Origin of the sequence: Frankia canadensis, from assembly GCF_900197875.1 — a bacterium.
Lineage (GTDB): Bacteria > Actinomycetota > Actinomycetes > Frankiales > Frankiaceae > Frankia > Frankia canadensis.
In genome coordinates, this window is the sequence record NZ_FZMO01000525.1 from 40,764 (window position 1) to 55,939 (window position 15,176).

Sequence of the window (15,176 nt, forward strand, 5' to 3'; positions counted from 1 at the left end):
GCGTTCATCGTGGGAGTGCCGCTCCCTGGCTTGGCCAACCCGGGCGGGGGACCATGGGGTGGTGCAACGTGAGCAGCTGGCCGACTTCCTGCGCCGCCGCCGGGAGGCGATCCGCCCCGCCGAGGTCGGCATCGCCGACGGCCCCCGCCGCCGCACCATCGGCCTTCGCCGGGAGGAGGTGGCGATGCTTGCCGGCATGTCGGTGGACTATGTCGTCCGCCTGGAGCAGGGCCGCAGCAGCCAGCCCTCGACCCAGCTGCTCGGGGCACTGGCCCGGGCGTTGCGCCTGTCCGAGGACGAGCGCGACCACCTGTTCCACCTGGCCGGTCACCAGCCCCTGCCTGCTGACGGGGTCGCCCGTCTGGCCCGCGCCGGCCTGATCCGCATGCTCGACCTGCTCGGCGACACCCCGGCCCTGGTGATATCCGACCTGGGCGAGGCCCTCGCCCAGAACCGGGCCGCCCTGCTGGTGATGGGCGACCACACCGGCCACCGCGGCGACCGCCGCTACGTCGCCTACCGCTGGTTCACCGACCCCGCTGCCCGCGCCGTCTGCCCGCCCGAGGATCAGGAGAACCACGCCCGCCAGCTCGTCGCGGACCTGCGGGCGGTCGCCGGACGCCGCTGCGGCGACCCCACGGTCACCGGGCTCCTCGACCGGCTGCAGGCAGCCAGCGCCCAGTTCCGCCGCCTCTGGGAGGGGCACGAGGTCGCGGTCCGACGCGCCGACCGCAAGACCTTCCTGCGCCCGGGCGTAGGAAGCCTGCTGATGGACTGCGAAACCCTGGTCACTCCCGACCAACGCCAGCGTCTGCTGGTGCTCACCCCCGCGGACGCCGAAACCCGCGAGCGGCTGGACCTGCTGCGCGTCCTCGGCACCCAGGAGTTCCCCGCCGACGCGGCGACAACGCCCCTGCGGTAACAAGCATGAGCGGCGCGATGTCGTCGTCGCCGGCAACCCAGGCGTCCCCACCGCTTGATCCCGGTGGACGGCTCGCACCGGCCCATCACCCTCGCGTGGTGGACATCGTAAGCGGCCAGGTAGGCCAGGGTGCCTTGCCGGTGGTATTCGCTCTCGGCCCCCGCATGGCCCGGCGGGGGCCAGGCGGGAGCGGCAGATGCAGGCGCATCCGGATCGGCGAGCCAGCGCCGCACGGTAGACGCCGACGGCGCGGGGGTGATGCCGCTGGCTGCCGCGTGGCGGGCCAGCTCAGGGCAGCTCCAGCGGGCCAGCGGCGCCCGCTCACGGCGGGCATCTCGCACGCCAGGGCTTTGACTCCCGGCAACGCAGGTGAGGCCATCCTGCCCAGCGGCCGCCTTGCCGGCACCCCCCAGGAAGCCCTCGACTGCGCCTGCGGCCTCTACCTCGGGGACACCACCGCCTGGCTCAACCCGCCACCCCCCGCCACCCCCGACGAATTAACGGGTGCGACCACGAGGGGGCGAGTTCGTCGCTGGCGATGACGACGGAGAACGGGGCGCCGCCGACGCGCTGGACGATGTTGACTGTAGGTGCGGCGGATGCCGTAGGCCGCAGCGCAATGCCTAGCTTCGAGGCGTCAGCGACTCGTGATAATGCACCCCGCGCCAGCCGGTGGCGTCGCGGCGGAACACCACGGACGCCCGGCCGGCAACCGCCTGGAGCGGCCCGCTGACGAAGTGGGCGCGAAACTGGAACCCGAAGTAGGCGACGACCACGTCGTCGCTCAGGCGTTGGCGGCGAACGGCGAAGACATTCATGTGCTCGACGTCGTGAAACAACTGCGCGACATTGGCGTAGTATGCGCCGAGGTCGGCTTTGGAAGTGATCGGATCCGCCAGCTCGGCCGGGCTGTACAGGATGTCCTCATCGGCCCAGATCGAGCTCAACAGCCCCGGGTCGAGCCGAAGGAATCCGTCTCGGTAGCGGATGATGAGCTCATCAATCTCGTCCATGCGTCACACGCTAAAATCTCAACCACCCTTCAGGTCAACCGGGCGCGTGCGGCCACGGCGGCCGCGTCGTCGTCGCCGACTTCCCGGCGTCGGGGTGGGTGCGGGCTGGGGTCCCAGACCCCGGTCCTGCTACGCACGGTCGGGTTCGCCCTGGTCTGGCAGGTTCCGGAGATACCCGTCGACGAGGTTGCGTAGGCCGAGGGAGTAGGTGTCCCGGCTGGTCAGGGTGGCCCAGCGTTCCGCGAGCGCCGCGAGGTGCGGCAGCTCGGTGGCGTCGGCCGCGCGTAGGAGGGCGTCGCGCCGGGCCGGATGGTCGTTCTCGGCCCGCCGGTGGACACGGCCGGCCCGAATGAGGATCTCGCCGGCGGTGTAGTACCAGATGCTTCGGTACAGGTCCACGGCCTGCTCCGGAGTGCATCCGCACTCGATGGCTCCGTCGAGCAGCTTCTCCACCATCCACAGCGCCGCCCGGCCCGTCTGGTTGTCCTGGATGAGCACCTCGACGACCCAGGGCCAGGCGGCGAGCGTCTCTCGGATGACCGTCGCGGCCGTGATGATGCGTTCGCGTGGATCGGCGGGCATGTCCGGGCGCGGCATCTGCTCGGCATAGTCATCCAGGAGCTGCGAGAGCAGGTCGTCCTTGTCGCGGACGTGGTGGTACAGGGTCGTCGACGCGATGCCGGCCTCCGCGGCGAGTCGGCGGATGGTCAACGTCTCCCAGCCGTCCCGGTCGATCAGGCGACGGGCCGCGGCCATGATCTCCGTGCGAGAGGTGCGCGGCGGGCGGCCCATGCGTCCGCGTGCGGGGGCCGACGGTTCTGCCGCTGTCACGGCTTCATCATGCCCCGCTCCGGCGGGTGGCTCCGGGGAGTGTCCCGGATCACGTCCTGCGGCCGTCGCTGGACCATGAACGCCGCCTCGGCTACTTTTCGAACATGTTCCTAAAGTCGCCGGCCCCACAGTCGACGCATCCCTGTCCCCTCTGCCGTCAGGGCGGGGACGCTCCACATCCACCTGGAGATCAGCGATGGACCTGACTTCTGTCGACCTGTTCACCTCCGTGCTGCGCCTGCGTCCCGGCGGGGCGGTCACCGTCGAGGAGCGGCGGATGGATGCCGATGACGAGGGCTGGACGGTTGCCCTCACGCATGCGGAGACCGACCACGACGTCCACGGGGACCACTGGGAGGTGCATCCCGCAAGCGCGGAGGCCGTCTGTGTCCTGTCCGGGCAGGCCCGCCTCCACCTGCGACCCGACGAGGCGCACGAGGAGCCGGCCGTGGTCACCCTGGTCGCCGGGACCGGATTCGTCGTTCCGCGCGGTCGTTGGCACCGCTTCGAGCTGGACGCCCCGAGCGACCTGGTGAGCATCGCGCTGCGCTCCGGCTCCCGGCTGGAGAAGCGAGCATGACGAGCTCCGAGACGGCGGCCCCCACCGTGCCCGCGGACCTCGCCGGGGTGCTCGGTCTCGCCGCCGTCCTTGCGTTGGTCGCACTACCGGCAGCTCGGCCCTCCGGGCGCGCGATACCGGTGGCGAGCCGACGGTTGCCCATGGCCGGCGATTCGACTCGAGACGGCACGTTGCCAGTAGTGAGAACACCGTGATGTCGGTTGTCGGTGAGGCGGACGCCGCCGCCCGCGAGGCCTGCTGCGAGCTGGGCGCCACCCCGTGCCTGAGGCCGCCGTCGGCCGCCCCTGTGCCTCTACGTCCACGGCGGCAGCGACACGACCGGCGCGATCCGCGGGGTCGAGGCCATCACGACCGCCCTGAAGTGGAAGCGCCTGCGTGAAGCCACTGTCGATCGTCGGCGCGGTGGACGCCGAGGCATGCTGGGAGCTCGGGGCGACGGTCGCTGCCAGCCTGATGCCCGTGTGATCTGAACGGGCCAGGACTCAGGGCTCCGAGCCGCGGCGCCCAGGTCTACCGGCCAGCCACCCGGGCCCCGTCAGAGCACGGCGGATCTGGCGGACCGTCGGCCCGATCTTGTGGTCGTGCCTCCACGGGGCCGATAGATTGCGAGCATGGTCGGCGACCTGTTTACCGGAACCGCCGTGCACTACGCACGCCACCGACCCGGCTACCCGACGGCGTTCCTGACCGAAGTCGCGCGGCGGTTTTCCCTCCCGGGGACGGGTCGGCTTCTCGACCTCGGCTGCGGACCCGGAACTCTCACCATCGCGCTGGCCGGCCAGGTGCACGACGCCGTCGGTGTCGACCCCGAAGCCGACATGCTCGCGGAGGCGGCACGGCAGGCGCGCCTCGCGCGTATCCGCAACATCAGGTGGGTAGAGGCACGAGCGGAGAACCTCCCCCCAGACCTCGGCGGATTCCAGTTCGCGACCATGGGCCGCTCGTTCCACTGGATGGACCGAGACCGGGTGCTGACAATGCTTGCCGATATGATCACCCCGACCGGTGGCCTTGTGATCGTCAACGACAACTGCCTCGTCCGGCCAGCCACCGACTGGCAACGTGCCATCGAAGAAACACAGGCGAAGTTCCTCGGAACCGTCCGCCGCGCAGGCAGTGGCGTCTTCGCGCCGCCCACGGAGCCCCATGAGACTGTCCTGGCCCGATCTCGGTTCCGCCAGGCCGAACGTATCGTCTACGAGTTCGAACGGCAGTGGACGGTCGAACAGATCGTCGGCTACCTGTACTCGACCTCGTTCCCCATCAGGCGACTGCTGGGTGAGCGCCGAGCCTCCTTCGAGGAGGAGATCATCGAAGCGCTGCGTGCTTACTCGCCGGACGGCAGGTTCACCGAACCGGTGCACCTCGAAGCGATCTTTGCGTCCTTGAACATCTGATCGTGGGCGCCGCGTCTGGCTGGTCCCCGTCGACCTCCAAAGCAGGTTCTCGCCGATCTTTCTCTGTGCTCTGCGCGACAGCGCGACCTCGACGTGCGGCGGCCGCGACCAAACGGAACCGCTCCTGGATGAGGATGTTCCGGAAGGCGACTATTCGAGGGAGCCCGGGGATCGCGGCCGCGAGGCCCGGGGCGACCTTGGATAGTTGGTTGAGTGCCTCGCCGATGATTTCGAACTCGCGCTCGGCGGCGGCGCGGAGCATCGCGTTCGCCTGATAGCCGGCAAAGCGCTGTCCATGGGCGAAGCTTCTGGCGAGTCCAGCCGCGTTCGCGGCATCGCAGAGGTATTTTCGCGGGTCAGGCGGCATACGATCGGCGCGGTGCGGGCGGTGGGTGATCGGTACCCCGGACGCGAAGGACGGGGAGGCCTGCTGGGAGCTGGGCGCCAGCACGGTGGCGAGCCTGATGCCGTAGCACTCGGATCTGGTGGGGCATCGAGGAGGATTCATGCGCCATGCATGAATCCGTGGTAGCGTGGATCTTATGAGCGAGTCCGCCGACGGGAGCGGCATCGTCCAGGTGCGCGATGTCGATCCGACGACGCTCGCGGTCCTCCGCGAACGGGCCAGATCGCTCGGTCAGTCGCTGTCCGGGTACTTGCGGGACCTGATGGATGCCGATGCGGCCACGGAGACCAACGCCGAGGTCATCGCCCGTATGGCCCGCGACAGGGAACCGGTGGGGCTCACCATGGACGACATCCTCGCGGCGCGCGACGAGGGGCGGCGTTGACCCTCACGTACGTGGTCGACTGCTCGCTCGTCATTGACGTGCTGTCGGTCCGCGATGGCGACGAGGTGCTCCGGCAGCGCCTGTCCGCCCCGCGGACACTGCACGCCCCGCACCATCTCGACGTCGAGGTCGCGTCAACAGTCCGCGGGCTTGCCGCCGGAAAGAAGATCACTGCTCATCGTGGCGAGCAGATGTTGGCTGACTACGCGCGCCTGCGGATCACCCGTCATCCGGTCTGGCCCTACCACCCCCGGATGTGGCAGCTGCGGCACACCCTCGGTGCTTACGACGCCGCCTACATCGCACTCGCCGAAGCACTCGGCTGCAACCTGCTCACCGGCGACATCAAACTCAAGAACGCTGCCGGACACCGCGCGACGGTCATTGTCACCCGATAGCGGCCGCGGCTGCTACCACGTGCTCGGAGAATCCTGACCGCGCAGCCCGCCAGCAGAGGACGGCGGCGGTGGCAGGGACGGACGACCCCGTACGATGAGGCACCACCGGCGGACAGCGAAGATCAACCATCCGACGATGCGCGACGCGACACCCAGGCCAGGCCGAACCGGTAGGGGTGGTCAGGAACGTGCGGTGCGCGCTCCCGTGGCCTCTCTCGAAGGTGGGATATAGGCCCTGACATCGTCGAACGGATCCACAAGTCCTGAGTTTGCCCGTCAGTATGCAGAGAAGCATCTGGATCTCAGAGGTGGTAGACGTCTCGTCGGTGCCGGATGGAGTGGATTTCTACCAGATGCTTGGCGGCGTCGATGCGGTAGATGATGCGGTAGGTTCCGCGACGCGCCGAGTAGAAGCCGTCGAAGGGTTCGTCCAGCGGCTTGCCCACCCGGTGGGGGTTCGTGGCGATTGCTCGCTGAATCGTTTCCAGCGCGGCGGCCGCGACCTCCAAGGGCAGATCCTCGTGGAGGTTTCTCCGTGCCCTGCGCGACAGTGCGATTTCGTAGGGTGCGCTGTCGGCGGCTGTCACCCTCCGCCGGCCCGTCGTTGCTTCAGTTCGGCCGCGACGTCGCCCAGCGTGAAGGTGTCGCCCGCGGCGAAGTCGTCCCGGGACTGCCGCAGATCCGCGAGGGCCTCGTCGTCCGACAGGAGATCGAGGGTCTCGCGCATCGACTCGTACTCGGCGACGGAGATCAACATCACGTCCGCACGCCCGTTGCGCGTGATCGTGAAATGATCATGCTGGCTGGCCACCCGCTCGGCCAGCTCGGCGATGCGGGCCTTCGCCTCGGTGATAGGAATGGTCTCCACGGAGGTCATTATAGGGACCGGTCGCTTTTCGGGTCGTTCTGGAGGGTGTCTGGCCTCGAGCTGCTCGTCCGGCGGGGCTGTCGTTGACGGGGCAGGTGAGAAGGGCAGCCGCGCGGAGGATGGGCGAGGAGGCCAAGGGTTGGGAGGCGTGCTGGGAGCTGGGAGCTGGGAGCCACCGTGGCCGCGAGCCTGATGCCCTAGTCCGGCCCGGCCGAGCCCCGCCGACCTCGCGATCCTCTGTGGCGCCGTCCTCGACACGCTCCGCGCCGCCGGCTACCGCTACATCCTCGAAGACCGCCGCGGCCACATCACCGCGACCGCGGCCCCCAACCTCCACGACTTTCCCTGACAAGACCGACACACCGGCCACGCGAGCGATGCCACGCCCTCCCGGTCGTGACGCGAGCATGCACGAGCCCTGATGCGACACCACCGACCGACCTGCGTCTTCTTCATCCTTTCTGCTATGGTCCGTACGCGCTGCGGGCGATACGTCATGTGCGAAATACGATCGCCGAGGAGGGCGGCAGTCGAGAGTTTCTCGATAAGCTACCCGCGACCTCGATCTGCGAACTTCGCAACGTTCATCAAAAACTAATACGCAAAGTCGACCTGTCGACGACTCGACGCCGCCGCTCGAGAGATCGACGAGGCCTGAGCCCGGAGACAGACATGATCGACGTGCCCGACCTCACGCGCCTGACGGAGATGCTGTCCAAAATCGACGTTCTGGACACCGGAGAAGCCCTCGAACTGCTCCTCGGCGGGGACGCGGAGACAGCCGCCGACCTGGCCGGTCACTGCACGGTCAAGCACATCGCTCTGGCCGTCTTCCCGGACCGGGTCAGCGAGGTCGTCGACTTCCTCCGGCTGAGCGGCCTGGCGGTGGGCGAGCCGGTTCCGAGCACCCTCGTCCGGGCCCGGCTGGCCGACCGGTACGGCCGGGCCCCGGAGGCTCTTTCGGTGTCCATCGTGACCGGCATGCGACCGAGCCGCCCACACCACGCACTCGAGGTCTTCGTCGTTCCCGGGCTCGAGAACCGGGCGGACGAGAACGGCATCGCCGCCCGCGAACGGCTCGGTGCCTTCGAGACGCACATCGCCTTCGAAACGGCACCGGAATCCCTCGACATCACGCGGGAACTGATCTCGCACCGGACCAGCCTGCGGGCCGACGGCGGTGGTCACAACTCCTTCGAACAGGCCGGCCAGGGCGGCCGCTCGGTGTTCTACTTCGCCATGTCAGACGACGGCAGCACGGGTGGGTGCGGATTCCGTCGACTCGAACTGTTCTGCGGAGGACATCGCCAGAGGGCGCTCGCCGAACATGCGGCCGAGTACACGGCCCAGCGCACCGCCGAGCATGTGACGGTCGCCGAGCATGTGACGGTCCCGGCATCGAGGATCCCGGGGGCGGAGCCGGAGATACGTCTGCTCGAGCTGGTGACCGGGCATATCACGACGAAGGCATTGTCCGTGACCGCGGAACTGGGTATCGCGGACGCTCTGGCCGCCCGTCCGTTGACCGGACCACAGGTTGCCTCGACAGTCGGCGCCGAGCCTTCCGCGGTGACGCGGCTGCTGCGCTACCTCGCCGGTCTCGGTGTCGTGGCCGTTGCGGGCGACCACTACGCGAGCACGCCGATCCTCGAACTGCTACGGCGGGACAGCGACTTCGCCGACCTGGCGCTTCTCTACGGCGGCGAGTTCTTCACCGCCTGGGGCGAGTTCGGACATGCGGTCCGGACCGGAGACAGTGCGTTCGGCCAGGTCTTCGGCCACGAGCACTTCGAGTACTTCGAGTACCATCCCGAACTGAGCGGACGGTTCAACCGGGCGATGGCGGCCTCCACGCAGGCGTTGATCGCCCGTCTGAGTGGCGCCTACGACTTCTCCGCGGCCCGGCGCGTCGTCGACATCGGCGGTGGTGACGGCACGTTGCTGCGCGCCATCCTGGACCGGGCGCCCCTGGCGACCGGCGTGCTGTTCGACCGGAAACACGTGATCACCGCCGGCTCGGTCACCGCGCGGTCGGTCATCACGGGTGCCGCCGCCGCGACCGACCGCGTCGAACTCGTCGAGGGAGACTTCTTCGACGAGGTGCCGGCACGGGGCGACCTCTATCTTCTGAGCCGGGTTCTGCACGACTGGAACGACGAGCGATGCGAGCGGCTGCTCGGCCGGTGCCGGGAGGCGATGCGGCCGGGGACCACCCTGCTCGCGATCGAGCGGGTGCTGTCCGACGAGTCCGTGTCCTCTCCCGCTCTCACCTGGGATCTGCAGATGCTCGCCATCACCGGTGGACGGGAACGGACTCGCCACGAGTACGCACGGATGATGGCGGACACCGGCTTCGTCCTCGAGACCGTCCTCCCCGTCTGGCACGGTCTCTCGTTGTTGGTGACGCGGGCGGCGTAGGGATTGGCCCGGCCTGGGAATCGCCCCTGGGATCTCTCACGGAGGTGCACGATGGCTCTGACCGTCGGCGACTACCACGCGAAGTCCGGCGTGGCCCTGCTCGGTCACACCCTCCCGAACCTGTTTCGCGCTGCGGTCGAATCTGGCCCGGATAACGTGGCTTTCGCAGACGGGCACACTTCGTGGTCCTGGCGGGAATGGTGGGACGCCTCCGAAGCACTGGCCCGAGGCCTGCAGGAACACGGCGTGACCGCGGGCGAGGTAGTGGTCGCCCAGGTCCCCAACAGTCACGATTTCCTGGTCCTGCACGTCGCCGTGGCCGCCGTCGGCGCGGTGCTCCTGCCAGTCCATGGCAACAACGGCCCGCTCGACCTGGTGACGCTGGTGCGGCGGAGCGGGGCGCGCGTGGTGGTGGTGCCCGCCGGGCGGGTGACGCCGGAACTCGCGGAGTCGGCCGCCGTGGTTCTGGTGACGGGCTCGCGCCGGCAGGAACGGCACAGCACGGTCCGCGACCTGATGGCAGAGTTCGCCGGCGTCCGGGCGAGGCCCGTCCAGGTGCGTCCGGATGATCCGTTCCTCCTGCTGCCGTCGTCGGCGACGACCTCGCTGCGGCCGAAGATCTCCATGCACAGCCACGACGGGTTGCTGTCGAACGCCGCCGCGGTCGTGGTCGCCGGGCCTCCGCGCCGGACGGACAGCATCATCAGCGCGAGCCCTTTCAGTCACCTGTTCGGGCTCCTGTCCGTCCACGTCAGCCTGTTCGCCAGGACCACCCAGCTCCTGCTGTCCGCCTGGGACAGCGAGCGGCTGATCAGCCTCACCCGAGCCGCGGTCGACTCCGTCGTGCTGTTCGCGGTGCCGACGCAACTGCGTGATCTGCTCACCCGGCTGGACGAGGTCAGGGCAGGCGATGTCGACGCAGGCGATGGTGACGCGGGCGATGGCGGCCCACGGGAGTCCGTTCGCCTGCGCGAGGTGCGAACAGGCGGGGCGAAGGTGTCGTCCGCGCTGGTGGACGGCCTTCGCCGCCACTGTGCCGCGTCGGTCGTCGTGCAGTGGGGCATGTCCGAGCTGGGCGCCGGGTTGTTCACCAGCGCTCACGACCCGGACGAGGTCGCCACCCGCAGCATTGGCCGCCCGGTTCCCGGCGCCCGCGTGCGGGTGGTGCGCGAGGACGTCGACTGTGCGCCCGGCGACGTCGGCGAGCTGTGGGTGGCCAGTCCCTACGCGTTTCGGGGATATCTGGGCGACGCCGAGCTGTCGGCGCGGACGCTGCCGGCGGACGGCTGGCTGCGGACCGGCGACCTGGCCAGCGTGGACGCGGGCGGCCTCGTCGCGTTTCACGGCCGGATCGCCGAGCTGATCGACGTGGGTGGACAGAAGTTCAGCTCGATCGAGGTCGAGGAACTGCTCGCCGACCTGCCGGGCATCGGGCCCGCGGCGGTGGTGGGCCGACCGGATCCCCGCCTCGGTGAGTATCCGTGCGTCGTCGTCACGGAGGGGTCCACCGTGACCCTGCGCGACGTCACCGAGCACCTCGTCACCAAAGGCGTGGCACGCTACAAGATGCCGGTCGACATCGTCGTGCTGCCGGCGATACCGCGTACCGCGACCGGAAAGATCGCCCGACGCCGGCTGGCTGACCTGGTGGCCGAGTTCCCGGCCCAGCCGCCGGGACGAACGGTCGGACCGGCCGATTCCGCCTCGTTGCTGGATCTGGTCATGGCAAGGGCACGTGCTGTCATCGCGGAACTCTCGGGCGACGCCATCACCACGGAGCTGATGCGGCACACCCCTTTTCGTGACCAGGGCCTGACCTCGCTCGGCGCTGTACGGCTGGCCAACGAGCTTGGGGAGGCGACCGGGCTCGCGCTCGCCAGCACCGCGGTCTTCACCCATCCGACACCGGCCGCGCTCGCCGTCTACCTGGCCGGTGCCCATGACCTCGTCGATGCCGCAACCCTGAAGATCGACTTCGCGGCCGAGGGTCGGCTCGCGGCCGACATCGTCCCCGCGGCCGAGGTGGTGGCCGCCGTGACCGAGCCGCGGCACCTGCTTCTGACCGGCGCCACCGGATTCGTCGGCGCCTTCCTGCTGCGAGACCTCGTGCGGGACACCGGTGCGGTCGTGCACTGCCTGGTCCGTGGCGCCACCGAACGGGACGCGCTGGCGCGGCTGCGCGCGAACCTGTCGTACTACCGGTTGGCGGTGGACCCGCCCCGGATCCAGATCGTGCTGGGCGACCTCGCCCAGCCGAGGCTCGGTCTGACCGAGGAACGCTTCGACGACCTCGCACGGCGTCTCGACGGCGTCTACCACGCCGGTGGCGAGGTGAACTGGTTGCTGCCGTACCAGGAGCTGAGGGCGGCGAACGTGTCGGGCACCGAGGAGATCCTCCGGCTGGCGGCCCGGCACCGTACGGTGCCGGTGCACCACATCTCGACCATCGGCGTGTTCGGGACGGCCGGTGCCGGAGAGGTTCCACTGCGTCCCGCCGATCCGACGGGGCCGCCGGAGGCCCTGGACAGCGGCTACCGCCAGAGCAAGTGGGTCGCCGAGGAAATGATCGATATCGCCCGGTCCCGCGGCCTGCCGGTCTCGATGTACCGGGTGGACGCCGTGTGTGGCGACCAGGTCAACGGCGCCTGCCAGACGCGGGACTTCGTCTGGCTCAGCGTCAAGGGGATGGTGCAGGCCCGGTCCGCGCCGTGTGATCTCGGCGGGGCGTTCCGCATGGTCCCGGCCGACTATGTGAGTGGTGTGGTCACGGTGCTGTCCCGGGGCATGGCCGGCGGCACGTTCCATGTGCAGAACGACACGGCGCTGTCCTTCGCCACCCTGGTGCGGCAGCTGCGATCGTGTGGTTACCAGATTGAGAACCTGGACGCCGTCGACTGGGCTGAGCGGGTACGGGCCGACCTCCACAACGTCCTCAACCCCCTGCTCGACACATTCCAGACGATCACGGCAACGGGCGCGGGCGACCTCCCGCCGCTGGATACCAGCGCCACGCTCGCGGCGGGCGGTATCGCCTGCCCGGCCATCACGCCGGAGCTGGTCGAGACCTATGTGACGTTCTTCGTGACGACGGGGTTCCTCCCCGCGCCGAACACGGCACCGGCGGCGGCAGCGGTGGCGTTGCGGCCAGCCTGATACCCGATCGACGCGGGCTAACCAGCTGGCCCGGGTCCGGTCCGCATCGTCCGGCCGGGAGGTCTGCGGCCAACCGCTCGTCATGGGCCAGCGATACTGGGGCTCGGGTGGGGCGGACTCGCCCTGGGAACGTGGAGGCGGCATTGACTGAGCAGGCGGTAGCCCGGAACGAGATCGGCAGCGCGAGCCGAGGAACCTCGACGAACGGCTTCGAACTGATCTGCGAGATCGAACCGCCGACTCGGCCCGATCTCACCCACGCCCGCCACCAGATCGGCGTTCTTGCCCCCGTCGCCGACGCCTTTCTGATTCCCGACAATCACCTGGGGCGCGCGACGGTGTCCAGCATTGCCGTCGCCCATGAGGTTCAAGCGATGGGCGGGCACAGTATCGCCTGTGTGAACTCCCGCGACCGCAACCTGCTCGGGTTCCGCCGCGACCTGCTCACCGCCGCTGCCTACGGCGTCGGGGAGTTCCTCTTCGTCCAGGGCGACAAACCCACCGCCGGGAACCGGACCGGCGACCTCACCGTACGCGCCATGATCGAGGAAGTTCGCGCGGTCGCCGACGACCCGGTCTACGCCGGCCGGCCCCCCTTCCGCGTCGGCACGGCGGCGGGCCTGCGAGCGCTGCCCGCCTGGAAGCACGCGGCCGACTTCGTCTTCGTCCAGGTCAGCTACTCGGTGGACGCCCTTCTGCGCTGGCGCGATACCCACCCGATCGATCGGCCTGTCTACGCGGGCGTGATGGTCCTTGCCAGCGCCGGGATGGCCCGGCGCCTCGCCACGACCATCCCCGACATCGACATCCCCACTGACCTCGTCGAACGGGTCGAGCGCGACCAGGCCGCAGGAGTCGACGCCGCCTGCGAACAAATCCTCCGCCTACGTGACAGCGCCGCGTTCGCCGGTGTCCATCTCGTCCCCGTCAGCCGCTACCGCCAGGTCGCCGCCCACCTCGAAGGACTCCTCTGACCACGTTGGAAGCCCGGCCCCCCCTTCCCATGCCGTGGAGGTCGTCGCCGAAGACGACGGAGATCTGGGGCTGGCCGCCGAGCGCCTGGACGGAGCGGGCGATGACGTCGACGGTGGAGACTTCGCCGCGGTCGAACCGGGAGATCCAGCTCTTGCCGCGGGACCGTCGAGGAAGTCCAGCAACTCCGGCATGAGTGCGTCGGCCAGATCCTCTCCGGTCCGGACGGCCGGCCCGATCTCGCCCGCCGCCATCGTGGCCGCCGGCATTGCACGCGCGGCCGCCTCGGCGAGTGCGCGTGGGTGGCGCCAGTCGGTGCCGGCGAAGACCAGCGTCGGCACCCGGACCGCGGCCAGGTCGTCGACCTGGCGGAAGCTGCGGTCCCGCGCGATGGACGCGGCCGCGGCAATGCTGGCCGGATCGCTGCGTCGGATCGCGTCCGTGACCATCGCCTCGACGACCGGTGGCAGCCTGGCGACGATCGGCGCCCAGGCGGCCGCCAACCCCTCGTCGCGGACGCGGACGGCGAACGCGTCGAGGTACGCGATCTCGGCCCCCCTGGCCTCGTCGTCCTCGATGTCCTCGACGCCGAGGGCCACCACCGCCGTCACCCGGTCGGGCCGGGCGATGGCCAGACGAAGCGCAATCGTGGAGCCAAGCCCGACCCCGGCCACCACCACACCCACGTTCGCCGCCACCACGCCGGCCTCGGCGAGCCCGTCGAGCACCGTGAGGACGTCGACGGTGTACTGGTCCCAGGTGTGGCGGGCCGGGTCGCGGCAGACGGAGCCGCCGTAGCCCCGGATGTCGGGCTGCACGACCATGTGACGGCCGGCCAGCCGCCGGGCGAACGGATCGAGACTGCGCCGGTCGGGACCGCCCGCGTGCAGCAGCACCACGACCGGGCCATGCCCGCTCACCTCCGCGACGAGAACACAGCCGTCGGGGGCGGAAATCCGATGCGGCACGGTCATGGGGCGGTCTCCCTGGCATCGGTTCTTCGTATCCGGACCGCCAGCATGGGCGCCGAGCTGGGTGGCGGTCCACCCTCAGGCCGTAGAGTTCTGTCGATGAACCGCCATTTCCTCGCCGGGCCGGAACTGCGGCGGTTGACGGACCGGCAACGGATCGACTGGCACGACCACACCGAGCACCAGCTCGTCTATCCGGGCACCGGGGTCCTGCGAGTGGTGACCGAGGTCGGTTCGTGGGTGGTGCCACCGTTGCGGGCCGTGTGGCTGCCGGCCGGTGTGGGCCACGCGCACCAAGCACACGGCCCCACCCACATGCACTCCCTGGCCTTCCGGGACGCGGACGATCCGTTCGGGTCCCTCGACCCGACCGTGGTGGACGTGCCCGCCCTGCTGCGCGAGATCATCCTGGCGCTCACCGCGACGGACCTGGCCGCCGTCGACCGCCGCGACCTGACAGCCGTCCTGCTGCGCTCGCTGCGGCCGGTGACCGAGCCCAGGCTTTGTCTGCCCCAGCCGCACGACGACCGCCTCGCCGCTGTCACAGCGGCCCTGGCGGGTGACCCCGCCGATCCGCGGACGCTGGCGGAGTTCGGTGCCGCCGTCGGGGCGAGCGAACGTACCCTGAGTCGCCTGTTCCGCCGCCAGACCGGGATGACCTTCCCGCAGTGGCGGGCCCAGCTCCGACTGCACCATGGCCTCACGCTGCTCGCCAAGGGGGAGCCGGTCACCGCCGTCGCGTGTGCCTGCGGCTACAGCAACCCGAGCGCCTTCACCGCCGCGTTCCGGGACGCCTTCGGCGTCACGCCCGCCCACTACGCCCGCAAGACGCGGTTGTGAACCGTCCTGGCCCTGTCCTCCC

The 15,176-nt window shown here is 69.8% G+C and carries 15 protein-coding genes and 1 pseudogene; 10 read left to right on the top strand and 6 right to left on the bottom strand.

Annotation, left to right across the window (positions count from 1 at the left end; genetic code table 11):
• Positions 1 to 61 precede the first annotated feature (61 nt).
• The gene (locus C1A33_RS27820; RefSeq protein WP_101834773.1) at positions 62 to 922 is read left to right on the top strand and encodes a helix-turn-helix transcriptional regulator; all 861 of its coding nucleotides are present in this window, start codon (positions 62 to 64) and stop codon (positions 920 to 922) included.
• Between the two features lie 623 nt (positions 923 to 1,545).
• Here C1A33_RS27820 and C1A33_RS27830 read toward each other — a convergent pair.
• Both C1A33_RS27830 and C1A33_RS27835 read right to left on the bottom strand, forming a co-directional pair.
• Positions 1,546 to 1,935 carry a YybH family protein gene (locus tag C1A33_RS27830; RefSeq protein WP_101834717.1) on the bottom strand — a complete coding sequence of 130 codons (390 nt, stop codon included), beginning with the start codon at positions 1,933 to 1,935 and terminating at the stop codon, positions 1,546 to 1,548.
• Between the two features lie 129 nt (positions 1,936 to 2,064).
• Positions 2,065 to 2,766, bottom strand: coding sequence for a TetR/AcrR family transcriptional regulator (locus C1A33_RS27835; RefSeq protein WP_243408010.1), 702 nt, complete (start codon positions 2,764 to 2,766; stop codon positions 2,065 to 2,067).
• A gap of 196 nt (positions 2,767 to 2,962) precedes the next feature.
• On the opposite strand from C1A33_RS27835, the gene C1A33_RS27840 reads away from it, so the two are divergent.
• From C1A33_RS27840 to C1A33_RS27850, 3 genes and pseudogenes are all read left to right on the top strand, one after another.
• Entirely contained in the window at positions 2,963 to 3,346 is a 384-nt protein-coding gene (locus C1A33_RS27840) for a cupin domain-containing protein (RefSeq protein ID WP_101834721.1), read from the top strand.
• 258 nt (positions 3,347 to 3,604) lie between these two features.
• Positions 3,605 to 3,811, top strand: a pseudogene (locus C1A33_RS27845) (flavodoxin).
• A 146-nt stretch (positions 3,812 to 3,957) separates the two neighbouring features.
• A complete protein-coding gene (locus tag C1A33_RS27850) occupies positions 3,958 to 4,743 on the top strand; it encodes a class I SAM-dependent methyltransferase (RefSeq protein WP_101834723.1) in 786 nt (261 codons plus the stop codon).
• Here the strand turns inward: C1A33_RS27850 and C1A33_RS37770 are convergent.
• Positions 4,694 to 5,314 (bottom strand): HepT-like ribonuclease domain-containing protein, encoded by a 621-nt coding sequence (locus C1A33_RS37770; RefSeq protein ID WP_341477271.1) that lies wholly within the window; start codon positions 5,312 to 5,314, stop codon positions 4,694 to 4,696. The two genes, C1A33_RS27850 and C1A33_RS37770, sit on opposite strands and share 50 nt — an antisense overlap.
• Between C1A33_RS37770 and C1A33_RS27865 the strand changes: the two genes are divergently transcribed.
• The gene (locus C1A33_RS27865) at positions 5,286 to 5,534 is read left to right on the top strand and encodes a hypothetical protein (RefSeq protein ID WP_101834775.1); all 249 of its coding nucleotides are present in this window, start codon (positions 5,286 to 5,288) and stop codon (positions 5,532 to 5,534) included. The two genes, C1A33_RS37770 and C1A33_RS27865, sit on opposite strands and share 29 nt — an antisense overlap.
• The gene (locus C1A33_RS27870) at positions 5,531 to 5,932 is read left to right on the top strand and encodes a type II toxin-antitoxin system VapC family toxin (protein ID WP_101834725.1); all 402 of its coding nucleotides are present in this window, start codon (positions 5,531 to 5,533) and stop codon (positions 5,930 to 5,932) included. Before C1A33_RS27865 ends, C1A33_RS27870 begins: the two co-directional genes overlap by 4 nt.
• A 302-nt stretch (positions 5,933 to 6,234) precedes the next feature.
• Here the strand turns inward: C1A33_RS27870 and C1A33_RS27875 are convergent, their stop codons facing one another.
• Both C1A33_RS27875 and C1A33_RS27880 read right to left on the bottom strand, forming a co-directional pair.
• Entirely contained in the window at positions 6,235 to 6,441 is a 207-nt protein-coding gene (locus C1A33_RS27875; protein ID WP_243408011.1) for a type II toxin-antitoxin system RelE family toxin, read from the bottom strand.
• Between the two features lie 74 nt (positions 6,442 to 6,515).
• Entirely contained in the window at positions 6,516 to 6,800 is a 285-nt protein-coding gene (locus C1A33_RS27880) for a type II toxin-antitoxin system Phd/YefM family antitoxin (protein ID WP_101834777.1), read from the bottom strand.
• A gap of 672 nt (positions 6,801 to 7,472) precedes the next feature.
• Between C1A33_RS27880 and C1A33_RS27885 the strand changes: the two genes are divergently transcribed.
• The 3 genes from C1A33_RS27885 (at position 7,473) to C1A33_RS27895 (ending at position 13,345) form a co-directional block, all read left to right on the top strand.
• Positions 7,473 to 9,218 (top strand): methyltransferase, encoded by a 1,746-nt coding sequence (locus C1A33_RS27885; RefSeq protein ID WP_101834729.1) that lies wholly within the window; start codon positions 7,473 to 7,475, stop codon positions 9,216 to 9,218.
• A gap of 51 nt (positions 9,219 to 9,269) precedes the next feature.
• Positions 9,270 to 12,371, top strand: coding sequence for a thioester reductase domain-containing protein (locus C1A33_RS27890; RefSeq protein WP_101834730.1), 3,102 nt, complete (start codon positions 9,270 to 9,272; stop codon positions 12,369 to 12,371).
• A gap of 173 nt (positions 12,372 to 12,544) precedes the next feature.
• The gene (locus tag C1A33_RS27895; RefSeq protein WP_101834779.1) at positions 12,545 to 13,345 is read left to right on the top strand and encodes a methylenetetrahydrofolate reductase; all 801 of its coding nucleotides are present in this window, start codon (positions 12,545 to 12,547) and stop codon (positions 13,343 to 13,345) included.
• Here C1A33_RS27895 and C1A33_RS27900 read toward each other — a convergent pair.
• Complete coding sequence (locus C1A33_RS27900; protein ID WP_243408012.1) at positions 13,256 to 14,317, bottom strand: alpha/beta fold hydrolase; 1,062 nt, start codon at positions 14,315 to 14,317, stop codon at positions 13,256 to 13,258. The genes C1A33_RS27895 and C1A33_RS27900 overlap by 90 nt on opposite strands.
• Before the next feature lie 96 nt (positions 14,318 to 14,413).
• Here C1A33_RS27900 and C1A33_RS27905 point away from each other — a divergent pair, with 96 nt between their 5' ends.
• Positions 14,414 to 15,154, top strand: coding sequence for a helix-turn-helix transcriptional regulator (locus C1A33_RS27905; RefSeq protein ID WP_101834732.1), 741 nt, complete (start codon positions 14,414 to 14,416; stop codon positions 15,152 to 15,154).
• Positions 15,155 to 15,176 lie beyond the last annotated feature (22 nt).